General features: G+C 41.5%; 25 protein-coding genes. 24 read left to right on the forward strand and 1 reads right to left on the reverse strand.

Annotation, left to right across the window (positions count from 1 at the left end):
• Positions 1-56 precede the first annotated feature (56 nt).
• The 22 genes from dapB to DQN70_RS04105 all read left to right on the forward strand — a co-directional run bounded on the left by dapB (position 57) and on the right by DQN70_RS04105 (position 20,966).
• On the forward strand, positions 57-800 hold the full coding sequence (gene dapB / locus DQN70_RS04000; RefSeq protein ID WP_023940138.1) for a 4-hydroxy-tetrahydrodipicolinate reductase: 744 nt from the start codon (positions 57-59) through the stop codon (positions 798-800).
• 18 nt (positions 801-818) lie between these two features.
• Positions 819-2,237 (forward strand): signal peptidase I, encoded by a 1,419-nt coding sequence (gene lepB / locus DQN70_RS04005; protein WP_023938055.1) that lies wholly within the window; start codon positions 819-821, stop codon positions 2,235-2,237.
• Positions 2,238-2,263: 26 nt separating this feature from the next.
• On the forward strand, positions 2,264-2,896 hold the full coding sequence (gene lepB, locus DQN70_RS04010; RefSeq protein ID WP_023938054.1) for a signal peptidase I: 633 nt from the start codon (positions 2,264-2,266) through the stop codon (positions 2,894-2,896).
• 17 nt (positions 2,897-2,913) lie between these two features.
• The gene (locus tag DQN70_RS04015; RefSeq protein WP_023940135.1) at positions 2,914-3,573 is read left to right on the forward strand and encodes a WbqC family protein; all 660 of its coding nucleotides are present in this window, start codon (positions 2,914-2,916) and stop codon (positions 3,571-3,573) included.
• Between the two features lie 1,464 nt (positions 3,574-5,037).
• Positions 5,038-6,942: a molecular chaperone DnaK gene (gene dnaK, locus DQN70_RS04020; protein ID WP_023938048.1), complete on the forward strand. Its 1,905-nt coding sequence runs from the start codon at positions 5,038-5,040 to the stop codon at positions 6,940-6,942.
• 210 nt (positions 6,943-7,152) lie between these two features.
• The gene (locus DQN70_RS04025) at positions 7,153-7,707 is read left to right on the forward strand and encodes a helix-turn-helix domain-containing protein (RefSeq protein WP_042225843.1); all 555 of its coding nucleotides are present in this window, start codon (positions 7,153-7,155) and stop codon (positions 7,705-7,707) included.
• Between the two features lie 12 nt (positions 7,708-7,719).
• Positions 7,720-8,982: a site-specific integrase gene (locus DQN70_RS04030; RefSeq protein WP_042225841.1), complete on the forward strand. Its 1,263-nt coding sequence runs from the start codon at positions 7,720-7,722 to the stop codon at positions 8,980-8,982.
• A gap of 20 nt (positions 8,983-9,002) precedes the next feature.
• Entirely contained in the window at positions 9,003-9,710 is a 708-nt protein-coding gene (locus DQN70_RS04035) for a hypothetical protein (RefSeq protein ID WP_023940122.1), read from the forward strand.
• A gap of 464 nt (positions 9,711-10,174) precedes the next feature.
• Positions 10,175-10,531 carry a helix-turn-helix domain-containing protein gene (locus DQN70_RS04040; RefSeq protein WP_023940120.1) on the forward strand — a complete coding sequence of 119 codons (357 nt, stop codon included), beginning with the start codon at positions 10,175-10,177 and terminating at the stop codon, positions 10,529-10,531.
• 14 nt (positions 10,532-10,545) lie between these two features.
• Positions 10,546-11,751: a VapE domain-containing protein gene (locus DQN70_RS04045; protein ID WP_023940119.1), complete on the forward strand. Its 1,206-nt coding sequence runs from the start codon at positions 10,546-10,548 to the stop codon at positions 11,749-11,751.
• A 227-nt stretch (positions 11,752-11,978) separates the two neighbouring features.
• Entirely contained in the window at positions 11,979-12,869 is an 891-nt protein-coding gene (locus DQN70_RS04050) for a toprim domain-containing protein (protein WP_023940117.1), read from the forward strand.
• A 176-nt stretch (positions 12,870-13,045) separates the two neighbouring features.
• Entirely contained in the window at positions 13,046-13,408 is a 363-nt protein-coding gene (locus tag DQN70_RS04055) for a MobC family plasmid mobilization relaxosome protein (RefSeq protein WP_023940116.1), read from the forward strand.
• A complete protein-coding gene (locus DQN70_RS04060; protein ID WP_023940115.1) occupies positions 13,398-14,339 on the forward strand; it encodes a relaxase/mobilization nuclease domain-containing protein in 942 nt (313 codons plus the stop codon). Before DQN70_RS04055 ends, DQN70_RS04060 begins: the two co-directional genes overlap by 11 nt.
• Before the next feature lie 25 nt (positions 14,340-14,364).
• Positions 14,365-15,087 carry a hypothetical protein gene (locus DQN70_RS04065; protein ID WP_023940113.1) on the forward strand — a complete coding sequence of 241 codons (723 nt, stop codon included), beginning with the start codon at positions 14,365-14,367 and terminating at the stop codon, positions 15,085-15,087.
• 121 nt (positions 15,088-15,208) lie between these two features.
• Complete coding sequence (locus DQN70_RS04070) at positions 15,209-15,412, forward strand: helix-turn-helix transcriptional regulator (RefSeq protein WP_042225838.1); 204 nt, start codon at positions 15,209-15,211, stop codon at positions 15,410-15,412.
• 1 nt (position 15,413) lies between these two features.
• Positions 15,414-16,589 (forward strand): toll/interleukin-1 receptor domain-containing protein, encoded by a 1,176-nt coding sequence (locus tag DQN70_RS04075; protein ID WP_023940110.1) that lies wholly within the window; start codon positions 15,414-15,416, stop codon positions 16,587-16,589.
• Positions 16,568-17,164, forward strand: coding sequence for an SLOG domain-containing protein (locus tag DQN70_RS04080; RefSeq protein WP_023940108.1), 597 nt, complete (start codon positions 16,568-16,570; stop codon positions 17,162-17,164). Before DQN70_RS04075 ends, DQN70_RS04080 begins: the two co-directional genes overlap by 22 nt.
• Positions 17,165-17,170: 6 nt before the next feature.
• Positions 17,171-17,632 carry a TIR domain-containing protein gene (locus tag DQN70_RS04085; protein WP_023940106.1) on the forward strand — a complete coding sequence of 154 codons (462 nt, stop codon included), beginning with the start codon at positions 17,171-17,173 and terminating at the stop codon, positions 17,630-17,632.
• Positions 17,633-17,634: 2 nt separating this feature from the next.
• On the forward strand, positions 17,635-18,300 hold the full coding sequence (locus DQN70_RS04090) for a TIR domain-containing protein (RefSeq protein WP_023940105.1): 666 nt from the start codon (positions 17,635-17,637) through the stop codon (positions 18,298-18,300).
• 1 nt (position 18,301) lies between these two features.
• Entirely contained in the window at positions 18,302-18,886 is a 585-nt protein-coding gene (locus DQN70_RS04095; RefSeq protein WP_042225835.1) for a toll/interleukin-1 receptor domain-containing protein, read from the forward strand.
• A gap of 106 nt (positions 18,887-18,992) precedes the next feature.
• Positions 18,993-20,450, forward strand: coding sequence for an RNA-binding domain-containing protein (locus DQN70_RS04100; protein WP_023940100.1), 1,458 nt, complete (start codon positions 18,993-18,995; stop codon positions 20,448-20,450).
• Between the two features lie 114 nt (positions 20,451-20,564).
• Positions 20,565-20,966: an SRPBCC family protein gene (locus tag DQN70_RS04105; protein ID WP_042225848.1), complete on the forward strand. Its 402-nt coding sequence runs from the start codon at positions 20,565-20,567 to the stop codon at positions 20,964-20,966.
• 251 nt (positions 20,967-21,217) lie between these two features.
• On the opposite strand, the gene DQN70_RS04110 is transcribed toward DQN70_RS04105, so the two are convergent.
• Positions 21,218-22,408, reverse strand: a complete 1,191-nt coding sequence (locus DQN70_RS04110) for a hypothetical protein (protein ID WP_023940097.1) — start codon at positions 22,406-22,408, stop codon at positions 21,218-21,220.
• 385 nt (positions 22,409-22,793) lie between these two features.
• Between DQN70_RS04110 and DQN70_RS04120 the strand changes: the two genes are divergently transcribed.
• The gene (locus DQN70_RS04120) at positions 22,794-24,368 is read left to right on the forward strand and encodes an ADP-ribosyltransferase-containing protein (protein ID WP_023940092.1); all 1,575 of its coding nucleotides are present in this window, start codon (positions 22,794-22,796) and stop codon (positions 24,366-24,368) included.
• Complete coding sequence (locus DQN70_RS04125) at positions 24,355-25,434, forward strand: MuF-C-terminal domain-containing protein (RefSeq protein ID WP_023940090.1); 1,080 nt, start codon at positions 24,355-24,357, stop codon at positions 25,432-25,434. Before DQN70_RS04120 ends, DQN70_RS04125 begins: the two co-directional genes overlap by 14 nt.
• Positions 25,435-25,450: the final 16 nt, after the last annotated feature.

Raw genomic sequence — 25,450 nt, forward strand, 5'->3', positions numbered from 1 at the left:
GAGGAGGGGGGAGTCCCCTTTTGCAGCATCAAGACAGAGAAAAAACAAATAGAGCAATGAAGATAGTACTGATAGGCTACGGACGTATGGGGCACGCCATAGAGGCAGAGGCTTTGCGTAGAGGCCATACCATATTGCTAACCATAGATAAGGATGAGGAAGTGAAGTTCCTCTCCCCACTGTTATCTCAAGCCGATGTCGTTGTCGAATTTACCGGCCCGGCAATGGCAGAGGCCAATTGCAAACGTATTTTGGATAAAGGTCTACCACTGGTCTCTGGTAGCACGGGGTTTATGACCAGAGATTTGTTGGAAGAATTTAGATGCTTGTGTGAGGAAAGAGAATGCACATTCTTCTATGCTTCTAATTTCAGCCCAGGAGTGAATATGCTTTTTGCTCTTAACCGCCAGTTGGCCTCTATGATGAGTGCCTACCCGGATTATCAGCCAGCGATACACGAGGTACACCATACTCATAAGCTGGATAAACCAAGTGGTACAGCGGTGAGTTTGGCTAATGACTTGATAGATAACAATCGTTTGTATTCGGATTGGTCTTTAGTCGAGGATGGTCAATCTCCTCTCCTGAGCAATACGATTGGCATATCGGCTGATCGAGAGGGAGAGGTTTGTGGTATTCATGAGGTTTGTTACACCTCACAGATCGATAAGATCTCTATCAGACATGAGGCTTTCTCCAGAGACGGTTTTGCACAGGGAGCTGTGATGGCAGCCGAATATGCGACTACCCATCGGGGGTTCCTCTCTATGGCAGAGCTTCTTGGAATAAAACAAGGATAATAATTAGCGTACATTACGATGACTAAACTCTTCGGAAAAATGCCGCTCAGAAGAGCGATTTGGGGTATTATAGCTCTTGCAGGTTTACTGCTACTCGTTGTTTGGGATAGCCTTTGGTGGCTGCTTTGTTTGCCTTTGTTGATCGACTTCTACTTTACTCGTTTTGTCGATTGGGATTGGTACAAGGGGATCAAGAATAAGACCCTTCGCAGCGTGGTAGTTTGGACGGGGGATATTCTCTTTTGTTTGGTGGGCTTGTATATCATCACTGTTTACCTTTTCCAGAATTTCGTGATCCCTTCCTCTTCTTTGGAAAAGACGATGCTTGTGGGGGACTATGTATTGGTGAGCAAACTTAGCTATGGCCCACGAACACCCAACACGCCTTTGGCATTCCCTCTTACCCACAACACGATGCCACAGTGGCTCGGTGGGGGGAAGTCCTATTCGGATAAGCCTTTCTATCCCTATCGTCGGATCAAAGGTTTGGGGCAGGTGGAGCGTCACGATCTTGTCGTTTTCAATTTCCCTGCTGGAGATACGGTTTGCGTGCATAAGCCTAACCCCGACTATTACACCTGGTGCAAACTGCAAGGCCGGGCCTCCATATGGGCAAATCCCAGTATATATGGCGAGGTGCATTATCGCCCTGTGGATCGCAGAGACCACTATGTCAAACGCTGTGTGGGTATGCCGGGCGATAATCTGGAGGTGCGGGACAATCAGGTTTACATAAACGGCAAACCAGACCAAAATCCCGAGAAGATGCAGCTCAACTATTGGGTGCAGACTCGATCTCCCCTCAATCGGGATTACCTGAAAGATGAATTGGATATCAGCGATGATGATTTTTATTTCCTGCCCAATAATGCCGAAGGCCAAATGCAGGCTTCTCTGCTTGGTTTGGACTCCATAGGAGAGCAAGGATACGGCACTGTGTACCACTTCCCGCTTACAGAAGAGATGAAGCGAAAACTGAATGCCCTGCCCGAGGTTGTATCTATCCGAGTGGAATCTGACGGAGGTGCCGGTCTGCTCTATCCGCTCGATTGGGAGACCGGTTGGAGTCGGGACAATTATGGGCCGATCTATATCCCTAAACGTGGAGATAAGATTGAGCTAACCCCCGAGAATTTGGCTTTGTACTCTCGTTGCATCAAAAACTATGAGGGGCATAAGCTGATTGTCAATGGCAAGGGTGAGATCCTCATAGACGGTAAACCAGCCAAGGAGTACACTTTCGAGATGGATTACTACTTCATGATGGGGGACAACAGACACAACTCAGCCGACAGCCGTTCGTGGGGTTTTGTACCGGAGGATCACATTGTGGGGAAACCGAAGCTGGTATGGCTTTCACTTGACAAAGACAAGAAGAGCCTTTTTGGCGGTAAGATTCGTTGGAGTAGAATGATGCGTTCGGTTTCGAGCAAGTAGAGATAAGCGAAGAACTCTAGATTGATATGGATGCGCAGGCGAAAAGGAACTTGCTACTTCGTTGGATCCTCCCGGCGAGTATTGCGCTGCTCGTATTGTTGCTCATTCGTCTGTTTATCATTTTCCCTATCCGAATAGGAGGAGATACCATGCCTGCACCCTATATTCTGGGGCGTATTGCTTGGGTATCTCGCGTTCATACACCTTTGCCGGGGCGAGTGGTCCTTTTTCACGCACACGGCTATACCGCAGATAGTTCACACCCATTGCAGGTGGTAGGCCGTGTAGTCGCAGCTCCCGGCGACAAGCTCTATGTAGATCCGGCTGGCCTCTATATCAATGGAAGAGAGTTGCCAAACCATATCTCTCAACAAATGCGCTACCATTTGCAACTACCTCACAAGGGAGAAGAGATACTTCTCAATGAAGTCAATTTGGTAGCATATCGGGAGGCTATTCATCAAGAATTGGGGACAAGGGCTTCTTTCTCCTCAGGAGCTTTGTTTGTGGATGGTCACAGGGTATCTTCTTATGTCTTTCTGAGGTCCTACTATTGGATATTGGCAGATAAGGTTTCCAGTGGTCCCGACTCTCGGCACATCGGGATCGTGTCGGACAAAGACGTACAAGGGGTTTTTATTTGGCCTTCAGAGCATTGACCAATCTTTTTTAGAAGATGCTTCTTTCTACAGCTTACGCCCCCCCTGTGCAGTATTTCTGCAAATTGTTTGCTTCTCCGCTTGTGAAGCTGGAAGCGCATGAGCACTATATTAAGCAGACCTATCGGTCGCGTTGTCATATTGCTACAGCCCAAGGGATGCGGCCTTTGAGTATTCCGGTTGCTTCGGGAGCTTCCTCCGCCTGTCCTATACGAGAGGTGCGGATTTCTGATCATGGGCATTGGCAACACAATCATTGGCAGGCCATTCGTACAGCTTATGGGGCTTCGGCCTTTTTCGATTACCTCGCCCCAGAGATAGCTCCTTTCTACGAAAGGTCGTGGACCTTCCTTTTTGACTATAACTTTGAGATGCTGCAAACCTTGCTCAGGCTGTCTGATATTGATGTCTGTTTGGAACTCACTACCGATTTTTGTACTACATTGGACGCCGCCGATCCCATAACTCAGCCCTCTGCCTCTCAATCGTTTGATTATCGGTTTGCCATAAGACCCAAGAATCCCCCGATGGATCCCTATTTTATACCAGCTTGCTACTATCAGACGAATGCTGCCCGAACAGGTTTTATCCCCAATTTGTCCATTTTGGATTTGCTTTTTGAATGTGGCCCCGAGACGCCTCTTGTACTGAAACGTTCGATACATTGTGCTGACTGATTTTGCTCATTCTCTTATTGCCTATGTCGCTGTTGTTGAGGAGAGAGAGTGGGAGGGAGGCCTGTTGTATGATCTCTGATGCGGACGATTTGTTTTATTCGATGATTTTTCTACCTTTGCTCACAGACGAGGGAGTAGAAAAAAGGCCGCATGTCTCGATATTGCGAAACTCATCATTCAATATAATTCCGAGACTTAGTTCATCAGTTGATGGCGGGCCGCACTGCCTTCGGGTGGAGACTGTTTACAGTCCGGCGGATTACAAAGATTGTTTGAACACTCAAACCCTGTCTTCCGGAGTTTAGATTATCCAGACTGCGGCTACTTTATAGGCCGGTGGTGCTTTCGTAAGAAATGCTTCCACCGGCTTTTCTTTTTGTTTGATTTCTCGATTGGGGACCATGGCGTGATCCCTTTTTCTCTACTGTTGATCTGATATATTTTGTAAAAATCCATCTGCGGAAAAAGTCAGGAAAATAGAGAGAAAAGGGACTGTTGCAGACAACCGAATATTCCTCCCTTTATATGCTTTCTATTGCCTCTCCGAAATGCCGATGAATAGGGCGTTCTGGGAGGGCCGATTTTTTCTCCTGAGAAAAATTTTTTTCTCTCCTGTGTTAGTGAAAATTCTCTCAGGAGAAAAATTTCATTCTCTCCCGTGTTAGTAAAAAACGGCTCCCATAGACATCAAAAAAGAGAGGGAAAATACACTCAAAATGCCTCCAATTTGAGCTGAAAAATGCTCTTTTGAAATAAAACTAATAGAACTTAAATAAACAGAAATATGCATTCTAAGGAGGAGGGAATTATCTGAATCTCTGAGTTGTGTAATGCCCCCTGTTGTGTGATATCCCCCCCCCTCAAGCTTTCATCTATGGCAAGCTTGTTTCTATGGCATTATCTTTGACTTTGGATTTGTCTCCATGTGCTGCTATCCTCCATTCTTCTTTTGGGTACCCTTGTATTTCCCTGCATCGGCCCCAGGAGGATTTGCCATAAAAACGAGGCAGGCCGGTCCTCACGGATCAGCCTGCCCCAATTAATTGCGATCGATTTATCACTTCATAATGGCTTTGCGCCACAACAAGCGCAGTGTTTTTTTACTCACTCAATTACAATAGCAAAAGTAGAGGCAGAGGTAGGTGATCACAATACCTATTTGATAGTAAACAAGAAACTTACACTACCTAAGAGAGGTGGAATTTGTCAAAAGACCTTACTTCTGTCCTCTTTTTCGATGTAAAGCGGAGATTTGTAACAAGAACCATTGAGGAAAGAACACTTCTCTTGGCTTGTCTTTTGAGCGTTTCTTCTCCTTGCCAAGTTGTCAGTTCGTTTTTCTCCCTGTGATATTTGGCACGCATCTTGCGAAAGAGCTAAGTGAAAGCCGCGATCCGACTTGGAAACCGAGACTTTCAAACATAGGAATAGAAAAATAAATCAGAATAAAAAGAATAACAGATTATGGGAAAAATCATTGGAATTGACTTGGGTACGACAAACTCTTGCGTATCCGTTCTCGAGGGTAACGAACCCATCGTGATAACCAATAGTGAAGGAAAGCGCACAACACCCTCTATTGTTGCATTTGTAGATGGTGGCGAACGCAAAGTGGGCGATCCGGCCAAGCGTCAGGCTATTACCAATCCGCAAAAAACGATCTTCTCTATCAAACGTTTCATGGGGGAGACTTTCGATCAGGTGAGTCGCGAGATAGATCGAGTTCCTTTTAAGGTTGTAAAGGGGGAGAACAATACTCCTCGTGTAGACATTGATGGTCGCCTTTATACTCCTCAGGAAATATCCGCTATGGTGCTGCAGAAGATGAAAAAAACTGCAGAGGACTATTTGGGACAAGAAGTGACCGAAGCCGTGATCACCGTGCCGGCTTACTTCAACGATGCTCAGCGTCAGGCTACCAAAGAAGCTGGAGAGATCGCAGGGCTTACCGTGAGACGTATCGTGAATGAGCCTACTGCTGCTTCTCTTGCCTATGGGTTGGACAAGTCGGATAAGGATATGAAAATTGCTGTCTTCGACCTTGGTGGCGGTACGTTCGACATCTCTATCCTGGAGTTGGGAGATGGAGTTTTTGAAGTGAAGTCTACCAATGGAGATACACACTTGGGTGGTGATGACTTTGACCACGTGATTATCGATTGGCTGGCCGAGGAGTTCAAGTCGCAGGAAGGAATTGACCTGCGTGAAGATCCTATGGCACTGCAGCGTCTCAAGGAAGCTGCTGAAAAAGCTAAGATAGAGTTGTCTTCTTCGACAAGTACGGAGATCAATCTGCCCTATATCATGCCGGTGAACGGGATTCCTAAGCACTTGGTGACTTCGCTCAGCCGTGCTAAGTTTGAGCAGTTGGCAGACAAGCTCATCAATGCTTGTGTAGCTCCATGCCAGCAGGCTCTTAAGGATGCAGGTCTTTCTCCTAATGAAATAAACGAAGTGATTTTGGTTGGAGGTTCGACACGTATCCCGGCTATTCAGGACAAGGTGCAGCAGATTTTCGGTAAGGCTCCCAGCAAGGGTGTAAATCCGGACGAAGTGGTAGCTGTAGGTGCTGCTATCCAGGGTGGGGTACTTACGGGCGAAGTGAAGGATGTGCTTTTGCTTGATGTGACACCTCTTTCGCTCGGTATTGAAACGATGGGTGGCGTAATGACCAGACTTATCGATGCTAATACGACTATCCCGACCAAGAAAAGCGAAGTCTTCTCTACGGCTGCGGACAACCAGCCCTCTGTTGAGATCCATGTGTTGCAGGGAGAGCGCTCGTTGGCTCGTGACAACAAGAGCATTGGCCGATTCAATCTCGATGGAATTACCCCGGCTCCACGTGGGGTACCTCAGATCGAAGTGACTTTTGATATCGATGCTAATGGTATTCTCAATGTTACGGCTTTGGACAAGGCTACCGGCAAAAAGCAGGATATTCGTATCGAAGCCTCCAGTGGTCTCTCCGATGATGAGATCAAGCGTATGAAAGAGGAGGCTTTGGCAAATGCAGAAGCCGACAAGAAAGAGAAAGAGCGCATTGATAAGATCAATCAGGCCGACTCGATGATCTTCCAGACGGAGAAGCAGCTCAAAGACTTGGGCGATAAGTTGCCGGCTGACAAAAAGGCTCCCATAGAGGCTGCTCTTGAGAAGCTCAAATCAGCTCACAAGGCGCAGGATTTGGATGCTATCGACGCCGCGATGAAGGAGCTGAACGAGCATTTTCATGCAGCAAGCGAGGAGATGTACAAGAATACCGGAGCACAGGGCGGTCCTCAACCGGATCCGAATGCCGCAAATAACGCTGGTGGCTCCGACAAGCAGCCCGACGTCACGGACGTCGACTTCGAAGAAGTGAAGTAATTACGCTCATAAAAGAGCATCAAACAAATAGTAAATAGCAGTAAGATAGCATCTTACTGCTATTTTTATTTTCTGTAGCTTCTCGTATTTCTTCGTTTTCTATCGATTTTAATCGTATATTTGTACCATATTTGTGCCGCGACTTATTAGTGTATAAAGTGCGACTTAAATAAAAACATAATTTGATTATCAGATAGATACGAAAAGCGTATGCCAGCTGCAAAATTTCAGATTGAGCGAAAGTGCGAATGGTGTGGGGAGACCTTTCTTGCCAAGACAATCACATCGAGATATTGTTCTATACAATGCTCAAGGTCTGCGTATTCACAAAAGAAGCGAGAGAAAAAGTTAGAAGAGCTACGGCGAGAGAAGGCCGCAAAGGTTCCCAAGGATCAACCCTACCTCTCTATCTCCGATGCTATTGCTCTATACGACGTTTGCAGAGATACGCTATACCGACTTGTTAGAAGTAAGGCTCTCCGAAGTTATAACTTGGGAAAAAGGATGACTCGCATCTGTAAAGAGGATTTAGAACGCAACTTCAATCTGAGGCCTATTGATGAGCAAAAGCCGAGAACAAGAAATAAGGCTAAACTTTACAACCTTGAGCCAGAGTATTGTTACACGATCGGTGAAATAACAGCCAAGTTTGGTGTTACGGAAGGGACAGTATATAAGCATATCAGGAAATTTTCCATTCCCATAAGGCAGATTGGTAATTATGTCTATGCCCCAAAGTCAGAGATAGACCAACTGTACAAATAACCTTAGATATACATGAGAAAAGAATTACATAATACGAAAGTAACTGTGCGACTTCGCAAGAGTGCATATAGAAATGAGTGGTATCTCTACATTGAGAGTTACCCAGTCTACACTGCGGGTAAATCCGAGCCACAACGTGTCCGTGAGTATCTTAACCGCATAGTAACTACCGTAGTCTGGGATAAAACTCGGACTGCACGCACAACATCTTCGAGCAAATCGTACAAACCCAAGCGAGATTTGAATGGAGTGATACAGTGCAAAAGCGAGGTCGATCAAGAAGCTTGTATTTATGCCGATGAGGTGCGAAAGCTCCGTCAAAGAGAATACGATAATGCCGATTTGTACAGTGATGCAGATACGGCTCAGGCGGAGCAAAAGGAACGTTTGCAACAAAATTTCATTGCTTATTTTCGAGAGGCGATGTATAAACGACACAAAAACAGCTCCACTTCTATTCTTGTCAATTGGAAGAGAGCTCTGGATTTTCTTAAAATGTATGCGGGAGAAAATTTGCCGTTTTTCAAAATCGACAATGCTTTTGCCGAAGAGTACAAACGTTTCCTTTTGACAGCTCCTCGTGGAGGGAATAAATGTGGTACTATTTCTCACAATACGGCATCCACTTATTTTTCTATTTTCAAGGCAGCTCTTAAACAGGCATTTATAGATGGTTACCTAACCGTTGATATATCCGCCAAAATAAAAGGTATTCAGGAACAGGAGTCTCGCCGTGAATACCTTACCGTAGAGGAGTTAAATACGCTTGCTTCAACCCCTTGTGATCGTGAGGTGATGAAACGGGCAGCTCTTTTCTCTGCTCTGACAGGATTACGCCACTGTGATATTCAGAAACTAAAGTGGAAAGAGATCAACATGGATGGAGAACAGCCGAGGTTACATTTCACTCAAAAGAAGACCAAGGGGGTGGAGTATATGCCTATTTCGGAACAAGCCTTACAACTATGTGGAGAACGAAGATTGCCAGAACAATTGGTTTTTGAAGACCTGCCTAATCCGTCATGGATTTCTAAACCTCTAAAGCGTTGGATAGAGGCTGCAGGCATCAAAAAGTCCATAAGCTTCCATTGCTTCCGCCACTCCTACGCGACTCTACAACTTGCCAGCGGTACAGACATTTATACCGTAAGTAAGATGCTGGGACATACGAATGTGAAGACAACGCAAGTCTATGCAAAGGTGGTCGATGAAAAGAAAAATAAGGCGGCACAAGCCATAAAATTGGATACGATAGAGACAAAGAGTCAGGAATAACCCCACACAAAAGAATAAAGATGCAGTCTAAGTACTTTGAATATATAATTGTTTATTTATCCGTCTTGTTGGCGTGTGCCTTAATTGGTATAATTGTGAGATTTGTTTTTGTCTCGGCTGGAGTTGATGAATTTACTGCAACTGTAATTTTCTGGATTGTTACAGGTGTAGGCATCATTCTCTATTCAGCCCTGATGCTTCTGATTGACGGCTTGTTCACAGCTATTGTGAAGAAGTTTTTTCCTCACAAGCATCTGCTTCCATCATCACCCCAAGAAAAGAAAGAAGTTGAGCAGGATTGGGACAAAAAGAGTATAGAGACTGAATTTATTCAGGAGATACGAGTTAACCAACAGCGTAAACAAAGCGATAAATCAAAAGAGAAGTTGGAGATAGCAATCTCCTATACACAGCATGAATTTGCCCCTTATATCTCTGATGACGATTTGATACGACTTTGTCAATACATTACAGCTTATTCAGAAGGAAACGTCTTGCAAAACCCTCAACCTGTCAGGGTCGCAAAACTTACTTCTTTAGACCTGTATCATTTCGGCTGGAATATTTGGAAGCATTTCAGTATCGGCAAACAAGACGAGGTTGCTCTTTTCCTCAAACTTGTTTTTGCCGATGCATTAAAAGACGTTGAGCCCGACACCATCAAAAGCCACCTAAAAGACGATGAACAAAAAGGGCTAATCAAGATTCAGAAATGTCTATCTGAATGATGTAGGTTAACCTTATCTATTACCCCAAATAGAAAGCGTTGTACAAATTCTCACAGAGAAGAGAGTAAAGATTCTTTTTGTGGAGAATTGAGGAACAGATATAGAGCATTGACATTGAGAACGAGAAGAGCACTCCAATGTAATTTCCTCCTTACTATCAATCAATGATCTTTCTCCATTGACCTATGTAATCATAAGAACTCCAATACTTCTCTAATTCTGAAGTGCACCCCAAAAGTTAGACATAAAACTTTTGGGGGCACTTCACTTTTTATGGGGGCACAAAGATTTAACCAAACTTACCCATGGTATTAATTTCCCCTTTGAAATCAACTGTACTATAGTTTAAGAAAGTTAGTAAAACACAGCAACCATAGTGTTTTTGTTGTGTTTTCTCCGTGTTTTGAATCACAGGGAAAACACTTTATTCATTTGTGTCATGTTAAACTCAAAATAGTATAAACATGGACAACAACGAAATTTCTTTTGAGAATCTACCCAAGGCGGTAGCTCACTTAGTGAACGAAGTAGCTGAGATCAAAGCATTGGTCGAGAAAGGGCAAGATGCGGTTATTTCTCCAAAACGTATTCCTATCGGGATAGATGAAGCGTGTAAAATCATCGGGAAGGCCAAACCTACAATTTATACGCTTGTGCGCAAGCGCTTACTCCCTTGCTACAAGAACGGAAAGCAACTCTACTTCTTCGAGGACGAGTTGCTCGAATGGATAGCTAATGGTCGTAGAAAAACTGTGCGAGAACTAGCCGAAGACTCAAAACTCTTTATCTCTGAAAAGAAAGCCAAGCTCTCTCATTTCTAAATCCCTATTCAACGATGAAAGAAGAAATGGATGAACGACCAGAAGGGAAGCAATCCAAGAATGAACGGATAGAGTCCTTTCTTAGAGAGCACTATGACTTTCGATTCAACACCGTAAAAAGTCGCACGGAGTTTCGATGCTCGAATAAAGATGAACCTTTCTATCCTCTCTGCAAATTCGACATCAACTCCATGCGGCGACTATTGGATTCTTCACAAGGTATCAGTACTTCGGCAGAGAATATACGAGCGATATTGGAAAGTGATTTCTGCCCGCGTATCAATCCTGTACAGGAGTATTTCCAAAAACTATCGAAGTGGAACGAGGGAGAGGACTCGGAGATTATTCACTTGGCTTCGTGCGTAACGGTTCGGAATCCTGATAAGTGGCAAACTTATCTGACCAAATGGCTTATTGCAGTGGTGGCGAATGCGATGGATGATTTGTTCTGTCGCAATCACACCTGTCTGGTTTTGACTGGAGAGCAGGGTAAGTTCAAGACAACTTTCTTAGACTTGCTTTGTCCCGTAGAGCTAAAAGCATATTTGTTTACAGGTACTATTGACCCTCAAAACAAGGATACGCAGACCCTTATAGCCGAATACCTGTTTATCAATATCGACGACCAACTCAAAGCCCTCAACAAAAGAGACGAAAATGAGTTGAAGAATCTCATAACAACTCCACGGGTTAAGTATCGCAGACCATACGATACGTACATCGAAGAGTATCCTCACTTAGCCAGTTTTATGGCTTCGGTAAACGGTAATGACTTTCTTACAGATCCGACGGGTAGCCGCCGATTTCTTCCTTTTGAGGTAGAAGCTATTGACATAGAAGCTGCTAAACAGGTTGATATCAATAAGGTTTATTCTGAGGCTTGGTGGTATTGGAAAAGTGGGTATCAGTACTGGTTTGATGATGCTGAGATTGCAGAGTTGCACCGAGAGAGTGAAGGTTTTCATGTGCAGACAGCCGAATACGAAATGTTACTCAAAGGCTTTGAGAAACCAAGTCCTACGGAAGAATCTTATATGACTACTTCGGAAGTCCTGAATTATTTGCGTGGATACACTACGCTGAACCTCTCTGAAAAACGAATGGGAGAAGCTCTGCGCAAAGCAGGATTTGAACGAAAGTCTCGACGGATAGGAGGTAACCCTATGTATGTCTATCATATCAGAAAGGTCTTTCCAAATCCGTTCGTGAGTTCCTTTTGACCTATTGATAAATTACAGTTACTACTTACTACAAGAGATACTAATCCAGTGAAAGAAAAAAGATTGAGCGTGTAGTATGGTTTTATAATCTGTCTTACAACAGAATTACTACTCGCACCGATGATACTACTACAAGAAAACAGGTTACGACTCTTTTTCTTTTCACTGTGAAAGAGTTATCCATCCATATTCATGTAGTAAGGAAAATCTCCAAAACTTAGAAAAACATGGTGAATATTGAATATATAAAATCCTTATCTCTGAAGGATTATTTGGCTAATAAAGGCCATTACCCAGTGAAGGAGTATACGACTTATGGAATGTATAGAAGCCTTTTTCGAGAAGAGAGTAGTCCAAGTTTCAAGGTTGATTACAGAGCAAGTCTCTGGTATGACTTTGGAAGTGGAGAAGGTGGCAGCATAATTGATTTGGTAATGAAACTACATGGCTGCACACTGTCTCAAGCAATTGGACTGTTAGAAAACCGTGTAGAGATTAGCCCTCTTACGCAGAATGACTTTGACCGACAGGCTGAGAGTGGCGAAGAGATGAAAATAATCGAAGCCGTCTCTTTGCATCATCCTAATTTGCTGAGATATCTACAAGACCGTAAGATTGATTGTTCTGTGGCGAAACGATACTGTCGTGAGATTCACTATCAAGTAAAAGGGCGTACTTATTACGCTATCGGAATGCCTAACGACTTGGGAGGTTATGCCATTCGTAATCTCTATTTCAAAGGCTGTTTACCTCCTTCCAGTATCTCCTCCTTTGATCGAAATACGGATACTATCAATCTCTTTGAAGGATTTATAGATTACTTGAGTTTTTGTACCCTTTATCCTGACAGAAATACTGAATCTGCGATTGTACTGAACTCTGTAAACAATCTCCAAAAGGCTCATTCCTTACTCTCGAAATATGCCATTGTTAACGCTTATCTCGATAACGATGCAGCAGGAAAGAAAACGCTTGAAGTGCTTTGGAGAATGAATCTTCGCGTTAATGATTGCTCCATCCTTTATGAGGGACATAAGGACTTGAATGATTTTCTCTGCCGAAAAAATCAAGAACTCATTTCTCCTCCGAGAATGAAAAGTCGGGGACTCAAACGATGAATGGGTATGGAGTCAAGTCTTTTGATTATTAGGGGAGCAAGTCTTTTGATTATTAGGGGAGCAAGTCTTTTGATTATTAGGGGAGCAAGTTTGTGTTTTGGTCAGACCAAAACCTTGCTCTTCGAGGACTGACTCATCCCGTTGGTCTATTCATAAATCAAAAAACAAATACGGCAATGAAAACAATAGAAAATCGCAATACGAATGGTCGCCCACCCAAACGACCAGTAGAAAAGAAGAAATATAAGGTTACACTGAAAATGGCAACCGAGGAGTTCTACTCTCTGAAAGCTAAAGCACGTCTTGCTGGGATTACCCGAAGTGAATACATCCGTCGTTGTATCGCTGCGAGTATCGTCAGGCAGAGACTATCTCCCGAATTGATGAATCACATTCGTCAGCTAAGTGGAATGGCCAATAATGTTAATCAGATTGCTCACAAAGCCAATGCTATGGGATACACACGAGTCTATCAAGATAACCTTGCGATGACTGAGAGATTGGATAACATCATAAAACGAATCGAAGATGATTGCTAAGATTGTTCAGGGGAGAGGATTTCGAGGGGTGATAAACTATGTTTTAGGGAAAGAGCGTGCCCAGCTCTTGCAGGCAGAAGGCATTCGTCTGAAAGATAGAGAAGCTATAATCCGAAGCTTTATTACTCAAAGCAAACTTAATCCCAAGATTACGAAACCTGTAGCCCTCATCTCTTTGGATTTCTCAGCCCAAGATAAAGGGCGTTTAACGGATGCTTTTATGGTCAAGGTGGCACAGGAATATTTACAGAAAATGGGATATTCCAATACACAGTATCTTATTGCTCGTCATCACGATACAGACCATCCACACATACACATAGTAATCAATCGTATTGATAACGATGGTCGAAGAATTTCAGATCAAAATGAAAAGCTACGTAGCACAAAGGTCTGCATGGAACTGACCAAGAAATACGGATTATATATTGCTTCTGGAAAAGAGAATGTCAAGCGTGAACGGCTGAAAGGGAATGACAAAACCAAATATGAGATTTACGATGCTCTCAAAAAAGCTATTCCTCAAAGTTTGACGTGGGGACAGTTGCAAGCAACCCTAACGCAATCAGGTATAGGCTTGGAATTCAAGATAAATGGCAATACGGATAAGATTCAGGGCATCATCTTTGAGAAAGACGGCAATCGGATTTCGGGGTCCCATGTAGATAGAGAATGTAGCTTTTCAAAGATTGACAGGCAGATTAAAGACAATGCCTATCAAGCACTGCAAGTGGCAGAAAAACAAGAGTTCAAAACATCAGAAACTGGAGGTGTGATGGATGCTCTTGATTCTCTTATTGGGCAACTCAGCATTTTCTCACTTTTTGATAGCCCTCATTATGATGCGACACTTGCCGAATACATTCAGGCTCTGAAAGCCCGAAAGTTGGCAGCTAAAAGTAAAATCAGAATACGCAGGGTACTGCACTAATCTTTAATTATAAAAGAAAAAGTATATGTACACAGATAGAATAGATACTTCGGCCGTATATGGTCTGTTTGAGGAATTGAAGCAAAGTCTTACGGAAATGGCTTCCTCCCTAAAGGGAAGATCTGAACAACAAACAATCGACTTGAGTAAAATCGAAGAACTTTTTGAGAGGATGAATACACTTTCAAAGCAAGAGGTATTTTCTCCCGAACAAATCAGGGTCTTGGAAGAAATACTTACCAAGAGCGTAGTGGCAGGACTGGAAATAGCCTTTGAGAAGTTGTATGGATGGGATTCAGAGAAAAAAGAGACTCTACAAGCCATTGAGGCGAAAATTGATGAGATGGGCAAAGAGAGTCGCACTGTCATCCGTAAAGAACATGTTTTTAGTCTTGACTTTAAGAACAGTAAAACGGTTATCACTCTTTGCTGTATGGGACTTGTTCTTTTGTTTTCTCTGGTTGAAAACTTCTGGCAAATGCGACAAAATAGTCAACTGTCGGATAATGACTTGAAGTATCGCCACATCAAAATGTATGGAGAAGCCAATCAGGAAAAGCTAATGGATTTGGAAACGCTCTTTACCTATGAGAGAAACGAAGAGCAGATTGCACTTATCCGAGAACAAGTGGAAACTTACGAGCAATTAGTCAAAGAGCAAGCTGAAAAGACAGAGCGAGCCCGTCTGAACACATCGCAGGCAAATGAACTTCATAAGCAAGCAGAATCCATAAAACAACGGAAATAAATGCTTCTCTTCTACACCCATTAAAAGATTTAAGGGAATGAGAAAATAAATCTTCATTCCCTTTTTCTATGCTATTTCATTTCATATCTTTGCGCTATCAGACAGAGAATGTTGAAAAAAGATGGATAAACCTATGAATCGAATCAAAGAAGTGCTTGAGGAGAAAGGTATTAAGCAAACATGGCTTGCCGAAAAACTCGGCAAAAGCTTCAGCATTGTCAATGCCTATGTCTGCAACAGACGCCAACCAAGCCTTGAAACCCTCTTCCAGATTGCGGAGATATTGGGAGTGGAAGTAGAAGTACTAATCAAAATGAAAAAGTAGCATGAAATACAAGTATCAATTAATCTTATTAGGTTCAATAGAAGATCCTATTGTCAAAGGCATTAAGGATCAAATTATATTTGAAATTACCAATTTAAAATTACCTGAAGGTATTCTAAATATAATTGACCGAGATAATTTAGAAGAAAAGTATGTGGGTAATCAACCTGCATTCTCTATATACTTCGGAGACAAAAAAGGAGATTTTAAGGATTTACCTATTGTCGAAAAGTTAATTAAGGATGGAACAATGATACTTCCAGTTTATTACAATAATTTCTCTAACGAAATACCGAAAAAACTTGAAAAACAAAATGGGATTCCATATAATGATAATCAACGGTGTAGGATTGCAAATGTTGTTTTACAAGCATTCGAACTCTTGAGAAGCACGAGAAAAATATTTATCAGCTATAAAAGATCTGAATCAACCTCCGTTGCTATACAAATGTATGAAGCTCTTGAGTCCCATCACTTCGATGTCTTTTTGGATACGCATTCCATCGAAAAAGGAGAACCTTTCCAAGAAGAATTGTGGCATAGAATGACAGACTGCGATGTCATATTATTACTAAATACTCCAGGGTTTCTAGAGAGCCATTGGTGCAAGGAAGAACTTGCAGAAGCAGGTTCAAAACAAATTGGAATTGTTCAATTAGTTTGGCCTAATCATAATATTGAATCTATTTCTCATCTGACTTTTCCATTAAAGCTGGAAAGTTCTGATTTTGTAGATGGGATTTATGATAATAAGGATAAGTCAAAACTGAATGATGATAAAATTGATGAAATAGTACAACATGTTGAATCTGTTCGGGCTAGAAATTTGGCTTCTAGGCAAGATAATTTGATAACAGAATTTATGAGTATGGCTAAGCAATGTGGTAGAAATATCACGGTTCAACCAGAAAGATTCTTAACAGAAGATTTATTTAACAAAAAAATCATTTACATTCCTACAATAGGAATTCCACAATCTACCAATTGTCAATCCGCTGAAATACGCCACGAATTTGAGAAAAATCCAGATAATACTTGTATTAGATTAATATACGATGATTTAAGAATTAGAGACAAGTGGTTGAAACACTTAGATTGGTTAAATGATAACTTTAAGAAAGACATATTGACTTTAAAAAAACAGGACTTTAAAAAATGGCTGGAAGCAACAAAATGAAAAATATATTCCTCTCTGCAAGTATTCCTTTGCAAGAAAGAAATCCTGAATATATAGAAACTGCCGATATTATAGCAATACGAGATGCTGTAATAGCATTAACGACTGTAGTACTCCCATATCATAGGCTAATTTGGGGTGGACATCCTTCTATCACTCCACTTGTATATTATGTGATGGAAAAATTAAAATTGAATATTCAAGAGCATATGACCTTATATCAATCAAGATTTTTTGAAGAATACTTTCCGGAAGACAATAATAAATTTGAAAATATAGTATTTACTGATGTCATTGATAATGACAGAGAAAAATCTCTATTACATATGAGGCATAGAATGCTTGATGATTCTAAATTTTCTGCTGGAATTTTCATTGGAGGAATGGAAGGTGTAGAAGAGGAATATGATATGTTTATAAAAAAGCATCCAAAAGCGTTGGTTTTACCCATAGCAAGCACAGGAGCCGCTGCAAAAAAGATATATGATGAGCAACTTATAGACAAGGATAAGCGATTAGTAAAAGACTACGCCTACATGTCTCTATTTCAGAAGTATTTAATTAATGAAATATAATTTATTATGAGTAGAAAAGTTTTTTATAGTTTCCATTTTGATAATGATAACTGGCGAGCTGGACAAGTTCGCAATATGGGAGTGGTAGAAGGGAATCAACCCGTTAGTGGAAACAAATGGGAGGAAATCAAACAAAGTGAAGCCTCTATCAAAAGATGGATTGATGACAATCTGAAAGACAAGTCTTGTTTAATCGTTTTAATAGGAGAGAAAACAAGCGAAAGAAAGTGGGTGAAGTATGAAATCAAGCGAGCTTGGGAATTAGGAAAGGCCGTTTGTGGAATTTATATTCATAATCTTAAAAATGTTTATGGAGAACAAAGTAAAAAGGGGAGAAACCCTTTCGCCAGTTTTATTCCTGTCTTTGAGACAAGATATACTTTAAGTGATTATGTCTATAACGATATTAAAAACAATATTGCTAATTTAGTAGAGAACGCTATCGAAGTGAGAAAACAGTATAAGTAGTTATGAAAAGAAAAGTTTTTGTATCCTATAAATATTCTGACAGCAAAGTTTATAGATTAAATGATATTCCTTTATGGGAAACTACAACAGCTCGCCACTATGTCGATAAACTAACCGAAATTCTTGAAAAAGAGCATCATATTTATAAAGGAGAAGATGACGGGGAAAGTTTAGCTGATTTTCAAGATAGTACAATTGGTTCTAAATTAGCTGACAAAATTTTTGATAGTAGTGTAACCATTGTTCTAATATCAAAAGGAATGAAAGAAAGCAAACCAGAAAGAGACCAATGGATACCTTGGGAAATTTCTTACTCACTCAAAGAACAAACCAGAAATTACGGCAGAAGCAAAACGAATGGCATCATAGCAGTGGTTTTACCAGATGAGTTTGGAAGTTATGAATATTACATAACACGAGATGTTATTTGCGATTGCAGAAGTTTAAATACCTCGTTTCTATTTCAGATATTAAGAGAAAATATGTTTAATATAAAAAAGCCTAATAGGAGAATTTGTGAGGGAAGTTGGGTTTATTCTGGAGATTGTTCCTATATCCAATCTGTAAAATGGGAAGATTTTGTGAAAAATCCTTCAAGGTATATAGATAAAGCTATTGAACTTCGAGATAGAAAAGATGAATTTGATGTAATCAAAAATATAAAGTAAAATGAGTTTTATATCTGAATCTCAATTATCAAATTATAGAAGTAGAACAAAATTGTTCTCTGCCGACAATATCGTAAATTTAAATGAGAGCCATTATAGAGATAGAACTCGCCCAATGGTATTTCTTTCTCACAAACACGATGAACAAAACATACTTCAAGATGTAGTAGCTTTTCTTAAAAAAGAGGGTGTTGATATATATGTAGATTGGATGGATCCTTCGATGCCTGCTTATACAAATGCTGAAACTGCGGAAAAACTAAAACAAAAAATAAAAATAGCAGATAAGTTTATTTTGGCAGCAACACCAAATGCTATAAACTCAAAATGGTGTAATTGGGAATTAGGATTAGGAGATGCAGCAAAATATAAAGAACATATAGCTCTATTACCAATTAATAAAACCTATGAAAGTTTTAAAGGAGCAGAATATTTGGCTATTTATCCGAGGATAGAATATCAAGATGGAAGGACGAAATACATAAATGGTAATTATATAGAAAGGGGATACTATGTTATTTATCCATCAGATATTTATGGTAATAGCACGCTTTACCCTTTAAAAGATTGGTTAAGGAGAAAATGATTGTTATTTCTACTTCACATAAGAGCGTAAGAGTCATTCTATACCAGAGCTAAAAAAGAAGTCGACTGGTTTATATTGAATGTAACTAAATGATTTAATTATAGACATGATCGCTAAAGAGGAACTTCTGCAAATGCTTTCAGACACTGAGAGCTATAATATTGAGAGAACAGAATCGACTGGCAATATGGATAAGTTTTGTCAGGCTATATGTGCTTTCTCAAATGATATTTCGGGTAGTGGCAGGAATGGCTATCTCATTATTGGAGCCAAGGACAATGGAGAGTTGTCAGGTTTGCAGGTTGATGATAAACTCTTATTGCAGATTGCCAATATTCGGACGGATGGCAACATTCTCCCTCAGCCCACCATGACCGTGGAGAAGTTCCATTTTGATGAAGGGGATGTATTGGTGGCAGAAGTTCAGCCTTCTGAATTTCCTCCTGTACGTTATCGTGGTCGTGTTTGGGTGCGTGTTGGTCCTCGGAAGAGCACTGCAACAGAGGCAGAAGAAAAGATGCTCACAGAAAGGCGACTTTCCAATGTTCGTACCTTTGACGCAATGCCTTGTTTGGGAACGAGCATTGACGACTTGGATGTAGCTCTCATTCATAAGGAGTTTTTGCCCAAAGCTGTGGCTGAGGATATTCTCGCTGAAGATAAACGAGATATCTCGGATCAACTCGCCTCCCTTGGCTTATATGATTTGCGCTATAACTGTCCGACTAATGGGGCTACTGTCCTGTTTGGAAAGAATCCTGAGCGACACGTACATGGGGCGTATATTCAATATGTACGCTTCAAGGGAAAAGATCGCGCGGGTGATATTCTTAACGAACATAAGTTTAGCGGTAATCTTTGCAAGGTATTGCCTAAGATTGATGCTTTTGTCGAGACAAGTATCTCACAAAAGCGTCCCATTCCCGTAAGTGTACTTCGGGAAGAAACAGTTTCTAAGTACCCATACTGGGCTACTCGAGAGTTGTTGATGAATGCCATTATGCACAGGGATTACGAGGGTAACGCTCCTATTCAGTTTTATGAGTACGACGACCGCATCGAGATTCAAAACCCCGGAGGATTGTACGGCAAGGTCAGTCCCGATAATTTCCCCAATGTGAGTGATTATCGGAATCCCTTTATTGCCGAAGCAATGAAAGTCTTGGGCTATGTAAACCGATTCAGCCGTGGAGTCTATCGAGTTCAGAATGAGTTGGAAGAAAACGGTAATGGGCAAGCCTCTTTTGATTTTTCATTGATTACAGCTTTTCGAGTAGTTGAGAACGTCTCTCAAAAGTATTTTGAAGAAGGCTTTGGAGGAGATACATCCAAGAAACATCCAAGAAAAGCCCAAGAAACTACCCAAGAAACTACCCAAGAAACTACCCAAGAAAGGATTTTAGCAGCTATTCAGGCAAAGCCTGAAATTACTCAAAAGGAGTTGGCTCAATCTATCGGTATTACTCTTGACGGAATTAAATATCATATTAAGAATATGACCAAATTGGGAATCATCAAGCACGAAGGCTCTACAAAGGCTGGAAAGTGGGTAATAATCAAATAGAACGTGAAGAATGTGTTGTACATAATATTGAGCAGTCTTTTGTTGCTTGCATTGGTTGTCGTACTCATAGGAATACTTCTGCCGAGAACCAGAACAGAGACAAAACAGTGCATTTTGAATGCTCCTGTTGATGCCGTTTTTGCTATCGTGACCAACAATCAAGAATGGCATTACAGAAATTCTTTGGATGATTTGGAGATCATCCGTACCCAAGGGGGTATTGAAGAATGGGAAGAGACTGCCAATGGCGCAACTATCCGATTCAAGACACTTGAGAAGAGACCACACTCTTTCTACAGTTTTGAGATGGATAGTAAAATGTTCACAGGAGAATGGCAGGCAACATTCGAACCTATGGAAGGGAGTAAAACTCTCTTCACTGCAACAGAAAAGATAGAATACAAGAATCTGTTCTATCGTTTGGTTGGGTATGCTTTTATGGACTTAAACAAGTTTATGACCACATACCAAGAAGAACTCACAGCTCGAATAGAACTTGAAAAAGCAGAGCAATAAAGACAATATAAGCGATTGTTTGTAATCGATTTCAGAAATCATATTTGTACCATGTAATTGCAATCTGCTGTAAATCAGCATAGATTTGTTTTGAAGAAGTGAAATAGATGAGGAATGAATAGAAAAGCGGCCGCAGAGTGATTTGATCACGCCGCGGCCGCTTTGTCTATGATGTCCGTTGCCTATTTTGGGAGGACACTGACTTTTCGCAGATAAGCTCTCCTAAGGCGTCCCGATTTGGTTCTAATTCCTTACAAAGAGCTTACAGCCTGAGAACTCTCGCTTATCCTCAAATTCTTATTCGCATCTGATTTATTTTCAATAACCGGGCTGGAGTATCCCTTGGCTCTCATTCCCTTACTTTCTTCGTACATATCATTGCTCTTGAATATATTTATGGCAAGAATATCGTTGGGACTTATGTCATCGAATTGTATTTTTCTGGCGACAAGGACTACCTTTTTCTTCTTATTTATGAAAAAGTCTCCATCTGGACATTCTTCGAGCCACTCACAGCCATTTTTCTTGCATAAATCATAGAATTCTCGTGTGGGTATGGTCTTCTTCCGAATATCATCAACATAGTAACCCAAAGATGGATGTTTGTAAAAAAAGAGAATTTCGCAACACAGGCCTAATTTGTCAGGAGCCGTATCTTCTTCCCAGTCAAAGAAGTATCCTCTGTGAGTCATGGGTGCCTCTTCTGCCTTGAGAGAGAAAATAGCATATTTCACTTTTCCCTTGTGCTTTCCACTCTCCTCTTCTATGGTTGCTTTGAGTGTATTACCCAAATTTTTCTCAGCACCCTTGATTCTGCCAAACGAGAAGAATCTGTCCTCTAGAACAATATCGTATTCCTCGCTTGGTAATTTGGGGATTGTGGGCAATGCCGAAGGCTGTTTCCCATACTGATCAAACATGATTTTCATCGTACCTCCTCCTTCTTTTTTATAATGCATTGTAAACAGTGCATCTTTCTCTCTGGCAAGTGCTGAATATCTTTGGGCTAATATGTGATCGTCATTGAATCCTTGTTTGCTGATCAGTGCGAGGCAATTTAATAGGGTCGATTTTTTTGATGGGAATTGCATGATGACTTTCAGAAGGACTCCGGTCTTGGGATGAATCTGGTAGTGTACTTGCCGAATATCCATCTCTCTGTACTCGAATTTGTAAAGGATATAGTTTTTTCCCTCGTCTGGATTTGGTGCAAGTTTCTCCACCAGAGATCCGCTTCTGCTTTTCTCAACTTCGGTAACTTTATCCATATCCGGCTTATTCATGAGCACTGGCATGAAAACCCGGCCCTCGGTCACCGGGGTATAGGGGTCAATCACTATTGGATCATCGGGCTTGTTCGGTTCATCCGACTTTTTGCAGGCAATTGTTCCCAGAGTGAAGATCAGTAACCATCCGAAGAGTTTAATAATCTTAGCGTTCATGTCGTTAATCTTTTTGTTAGTTTTTTCTTTTTCTACTTCACCCCCTATGCTACCAGCAAGGGATGTATGTTTATCTCTCTACATACGTTGCTTCCCAAATGTACTCTTTAATCATCAAAAAAGCCAACATGTCATTTTAATATTCCCTATTTTCCCGATAAGGCTTTCCTCGGGAGGAAAGTTTGTTTTCCACCTTTGGAAAGTAGCTGCCATGTCATGGAAAGCTTTTGCTCGATACGCTCATTAAAGTTGGAAGGGAGTATTCTAAAAAGCGAAATACTTCGGACGAAGAGTGTAAATTCAATATTTATTCGAAGAAAAAGCTTCTGCCACAGCTCGTTCTATTCCGGAGAGGGCATCCGAAACAATCAAATCAATCTTTTTTATGCCTTGCTCCCGAAGTACTAAGTACGCCGGTAATAAAGATTGGTTCGGAGATTGGGAGAAGAAAGCGAGGATTGAGAAGCTGAAGGTCTCGAAGCCTATTGAGCTGACGGGCGAGGAGTATGAGGGTAAGTATGAGCTAAACAATAAGTCCGCTCAATCCTACATCATTGATGAGCTCAGAGGGGATTATACCAATTCAGATACAGGTGATAAGATCCGCATTAGTAGAAAGGGTGCTGAGAAGGTTACACGACATGATGCAGAAAATCACCTGCATCTTAAATCAATAGTCGCTATCCCTCAAATGATAGAGCAAGCCACTTTCATTACGGAGGAAGCCAACGAAAAGCAGAAGAATAGGTTTGTAAGCTATCGTTATTATGTTGTAGGTCTAAATATCGGTGGTATAGATTATACGGCAAAACTCGTTGTAGGTGTAGCTAACAATGGCGAAACATACTATGACCACGCCCTCACGGAAATAGAAAAGGGACGCTTGCTTGAAAGTATTGACCCGATAAAGCGCGGGTTTGCTAACAAGGAAGTATCCCTATCTGAGTACAAAGATAAGCGGTTGGTTTCTATTCTGCAAAATGATTCGTCCAGAGTCGTAGACGAGAACGGAGAACCATTGGTGGTGTATCACGGGACAAACGTTGAGTTTACAGAGTTTAGGATGTCGCCTGATGGGGCATTAGGCAAGGGTGCTTACTTCGCATCCAGTGAAGAAGTGGCCAGAGGATATGGTAGAGGTGGGCGTACTATCCCTGCTTTCTTATCATTGAGATCCCCTCTAATTGCTAGTGGCCCGTTAAGTCCTAAAGAAAAAGAAGAGGTATCTCATGGAAAGTATGATGGAGTATTTGCTACTGGCCTTGGGTTCTATGTCGCCTTTGAGCCCATCCAAATCAAGAGCGCAACAGACAACGTAGGTTCATTTGACGTAGAAAACCCCGATATACGTTTCCGCATTGGAGAGCGCAGGAAGGCTGACATGAAGGCTGGCTTGCTCAATAAGCTGACCAACGCTACAGATGAGCAGGTAGAACGTACTATCAACGAGATAGAGAAGCTTGGAGAAAGCTTCAAAGAAGGAGGAAACCCCAAGTTAGAAAAGGTGGCTTTCCACTGGGCAAAGAAAGGAACTATCATACTTCCCGAGGATAACGACAAGATTATCCAAGCGGTTAGACTGGCGGAGAATGCCAAGGTAGACCCCATGAAGTATGATCGGCCTATGGAGATAATCAATAAGTACAATACAGATGTAGAATATGGGAACCCCATAAATCCAGATGATATACCGGCGTTTACCAACAAGCGAGAGATAGGCAAGTCTGGCGTTTTTGTTTATGATGTAGAGGAGTCCGATGCCGGACAAAAAGCTGTGTGCAAAGTGGCTCATGCGCAATTCGGATATAGCCGTAAAGATGAAATGAGCAGACAACCATGGTGTCTTGCGAGTTTTACGAGGACTGGAGAGCCGACACAGAGTGCTAAGGGTTTTTGGTTCAATACGTGCAATAGTGTAGGTAAAAAAGATAGCTATTCCAGACGGATTGCACAAGTTTGAAGGTGGAGATGTACGTAGACTATATCAGCTTGGCGATTATTCATTCCATGGAGAAGATATATCTGACGAGATAAATGACGAAGAGCTGGAGGGAGTATCTGAGATCGAAGAAATACAGTCTGACAATATACTTGCGAAGGATGTTAGCCTTGAAGAGGCAATAGAGCTCCTTAATCGCATTGATATTGAAGTTGCAGATGGCACAAATGTTGCATTTGATAGTTCAACAAATGACATTCGTTTCCGTCTCCAAGAAGAGAACGACAAGTTTAATAAGGAGTTGGAACGTTATGCGAAAGGGGAGCTTGGCAGCAATGAGTACATATCCATAGGTAAACCATTTGGTGTGTTGGCTTTGTTTATGCCTGACGATCAAATTATTCTTCGCCAGAAAGTACTTTCAAAATCGCTAAAAAAACATGGATTGAATATCTCCTCGATAAGAGATCTCCCAAAAGCAATTTCTAAACCTGTCTTCATATTCAGAAGTAAACGTGGTTCTTTGAGTATCCTAACAGAGCTAACATCTCCTGAAGGGAAGAGTATATTTGTGGCAATAGGCCTTGGTGCGAAAAAGCAATTAGGACACGAATTTTTAGAGGTGAACGATGTACTTACAATACATGGGCGAGAAGAGGAAAATGTGATACTACCTATTATAGAGAATAATAGTCTCATTTGGGTAGATAAAGAAAAAGGACAACGTTGGCTGTCCTCAGCGAAATCAAATTCGCAGGCAATCGCCAACGATGCCCTTTCCTCTGCCACAAAGATAATCAAAGAGTTCGAGAACCCAACAAGTATGGATATAAGGCTGAGGGCCAATAGAGAAGAGACAGCTTATGATATGGCTTTCGGTAGGTCTGTCAAGGAGAGCATGGTGAAGCAAGTAGCGAAGAAGTTCAGCGTACCTATGTCCACCAAGGTTGTATCAAGGCTTAACCTGCCCGAGGAGCAGCAAAAGAAGTCTGTTATCTATGATAATGGGACCTTGTCAATCGTTGCAGAAAACATAAAGGATGGTGACATAGAACTGGCTACATTAGACGAGGTGTTACCTAAATAGGGTCTTTCGGCCTTGG

Source organism: Porphyromonas crevioricanis (assembly GCF_900476255.1).
GTDB lineage: Bacteria > Bacteroidota > Bacteroidia > Bacteroidales > Porphyromonadaceae > Porphyromonas > Porphyromonas crevioricanis.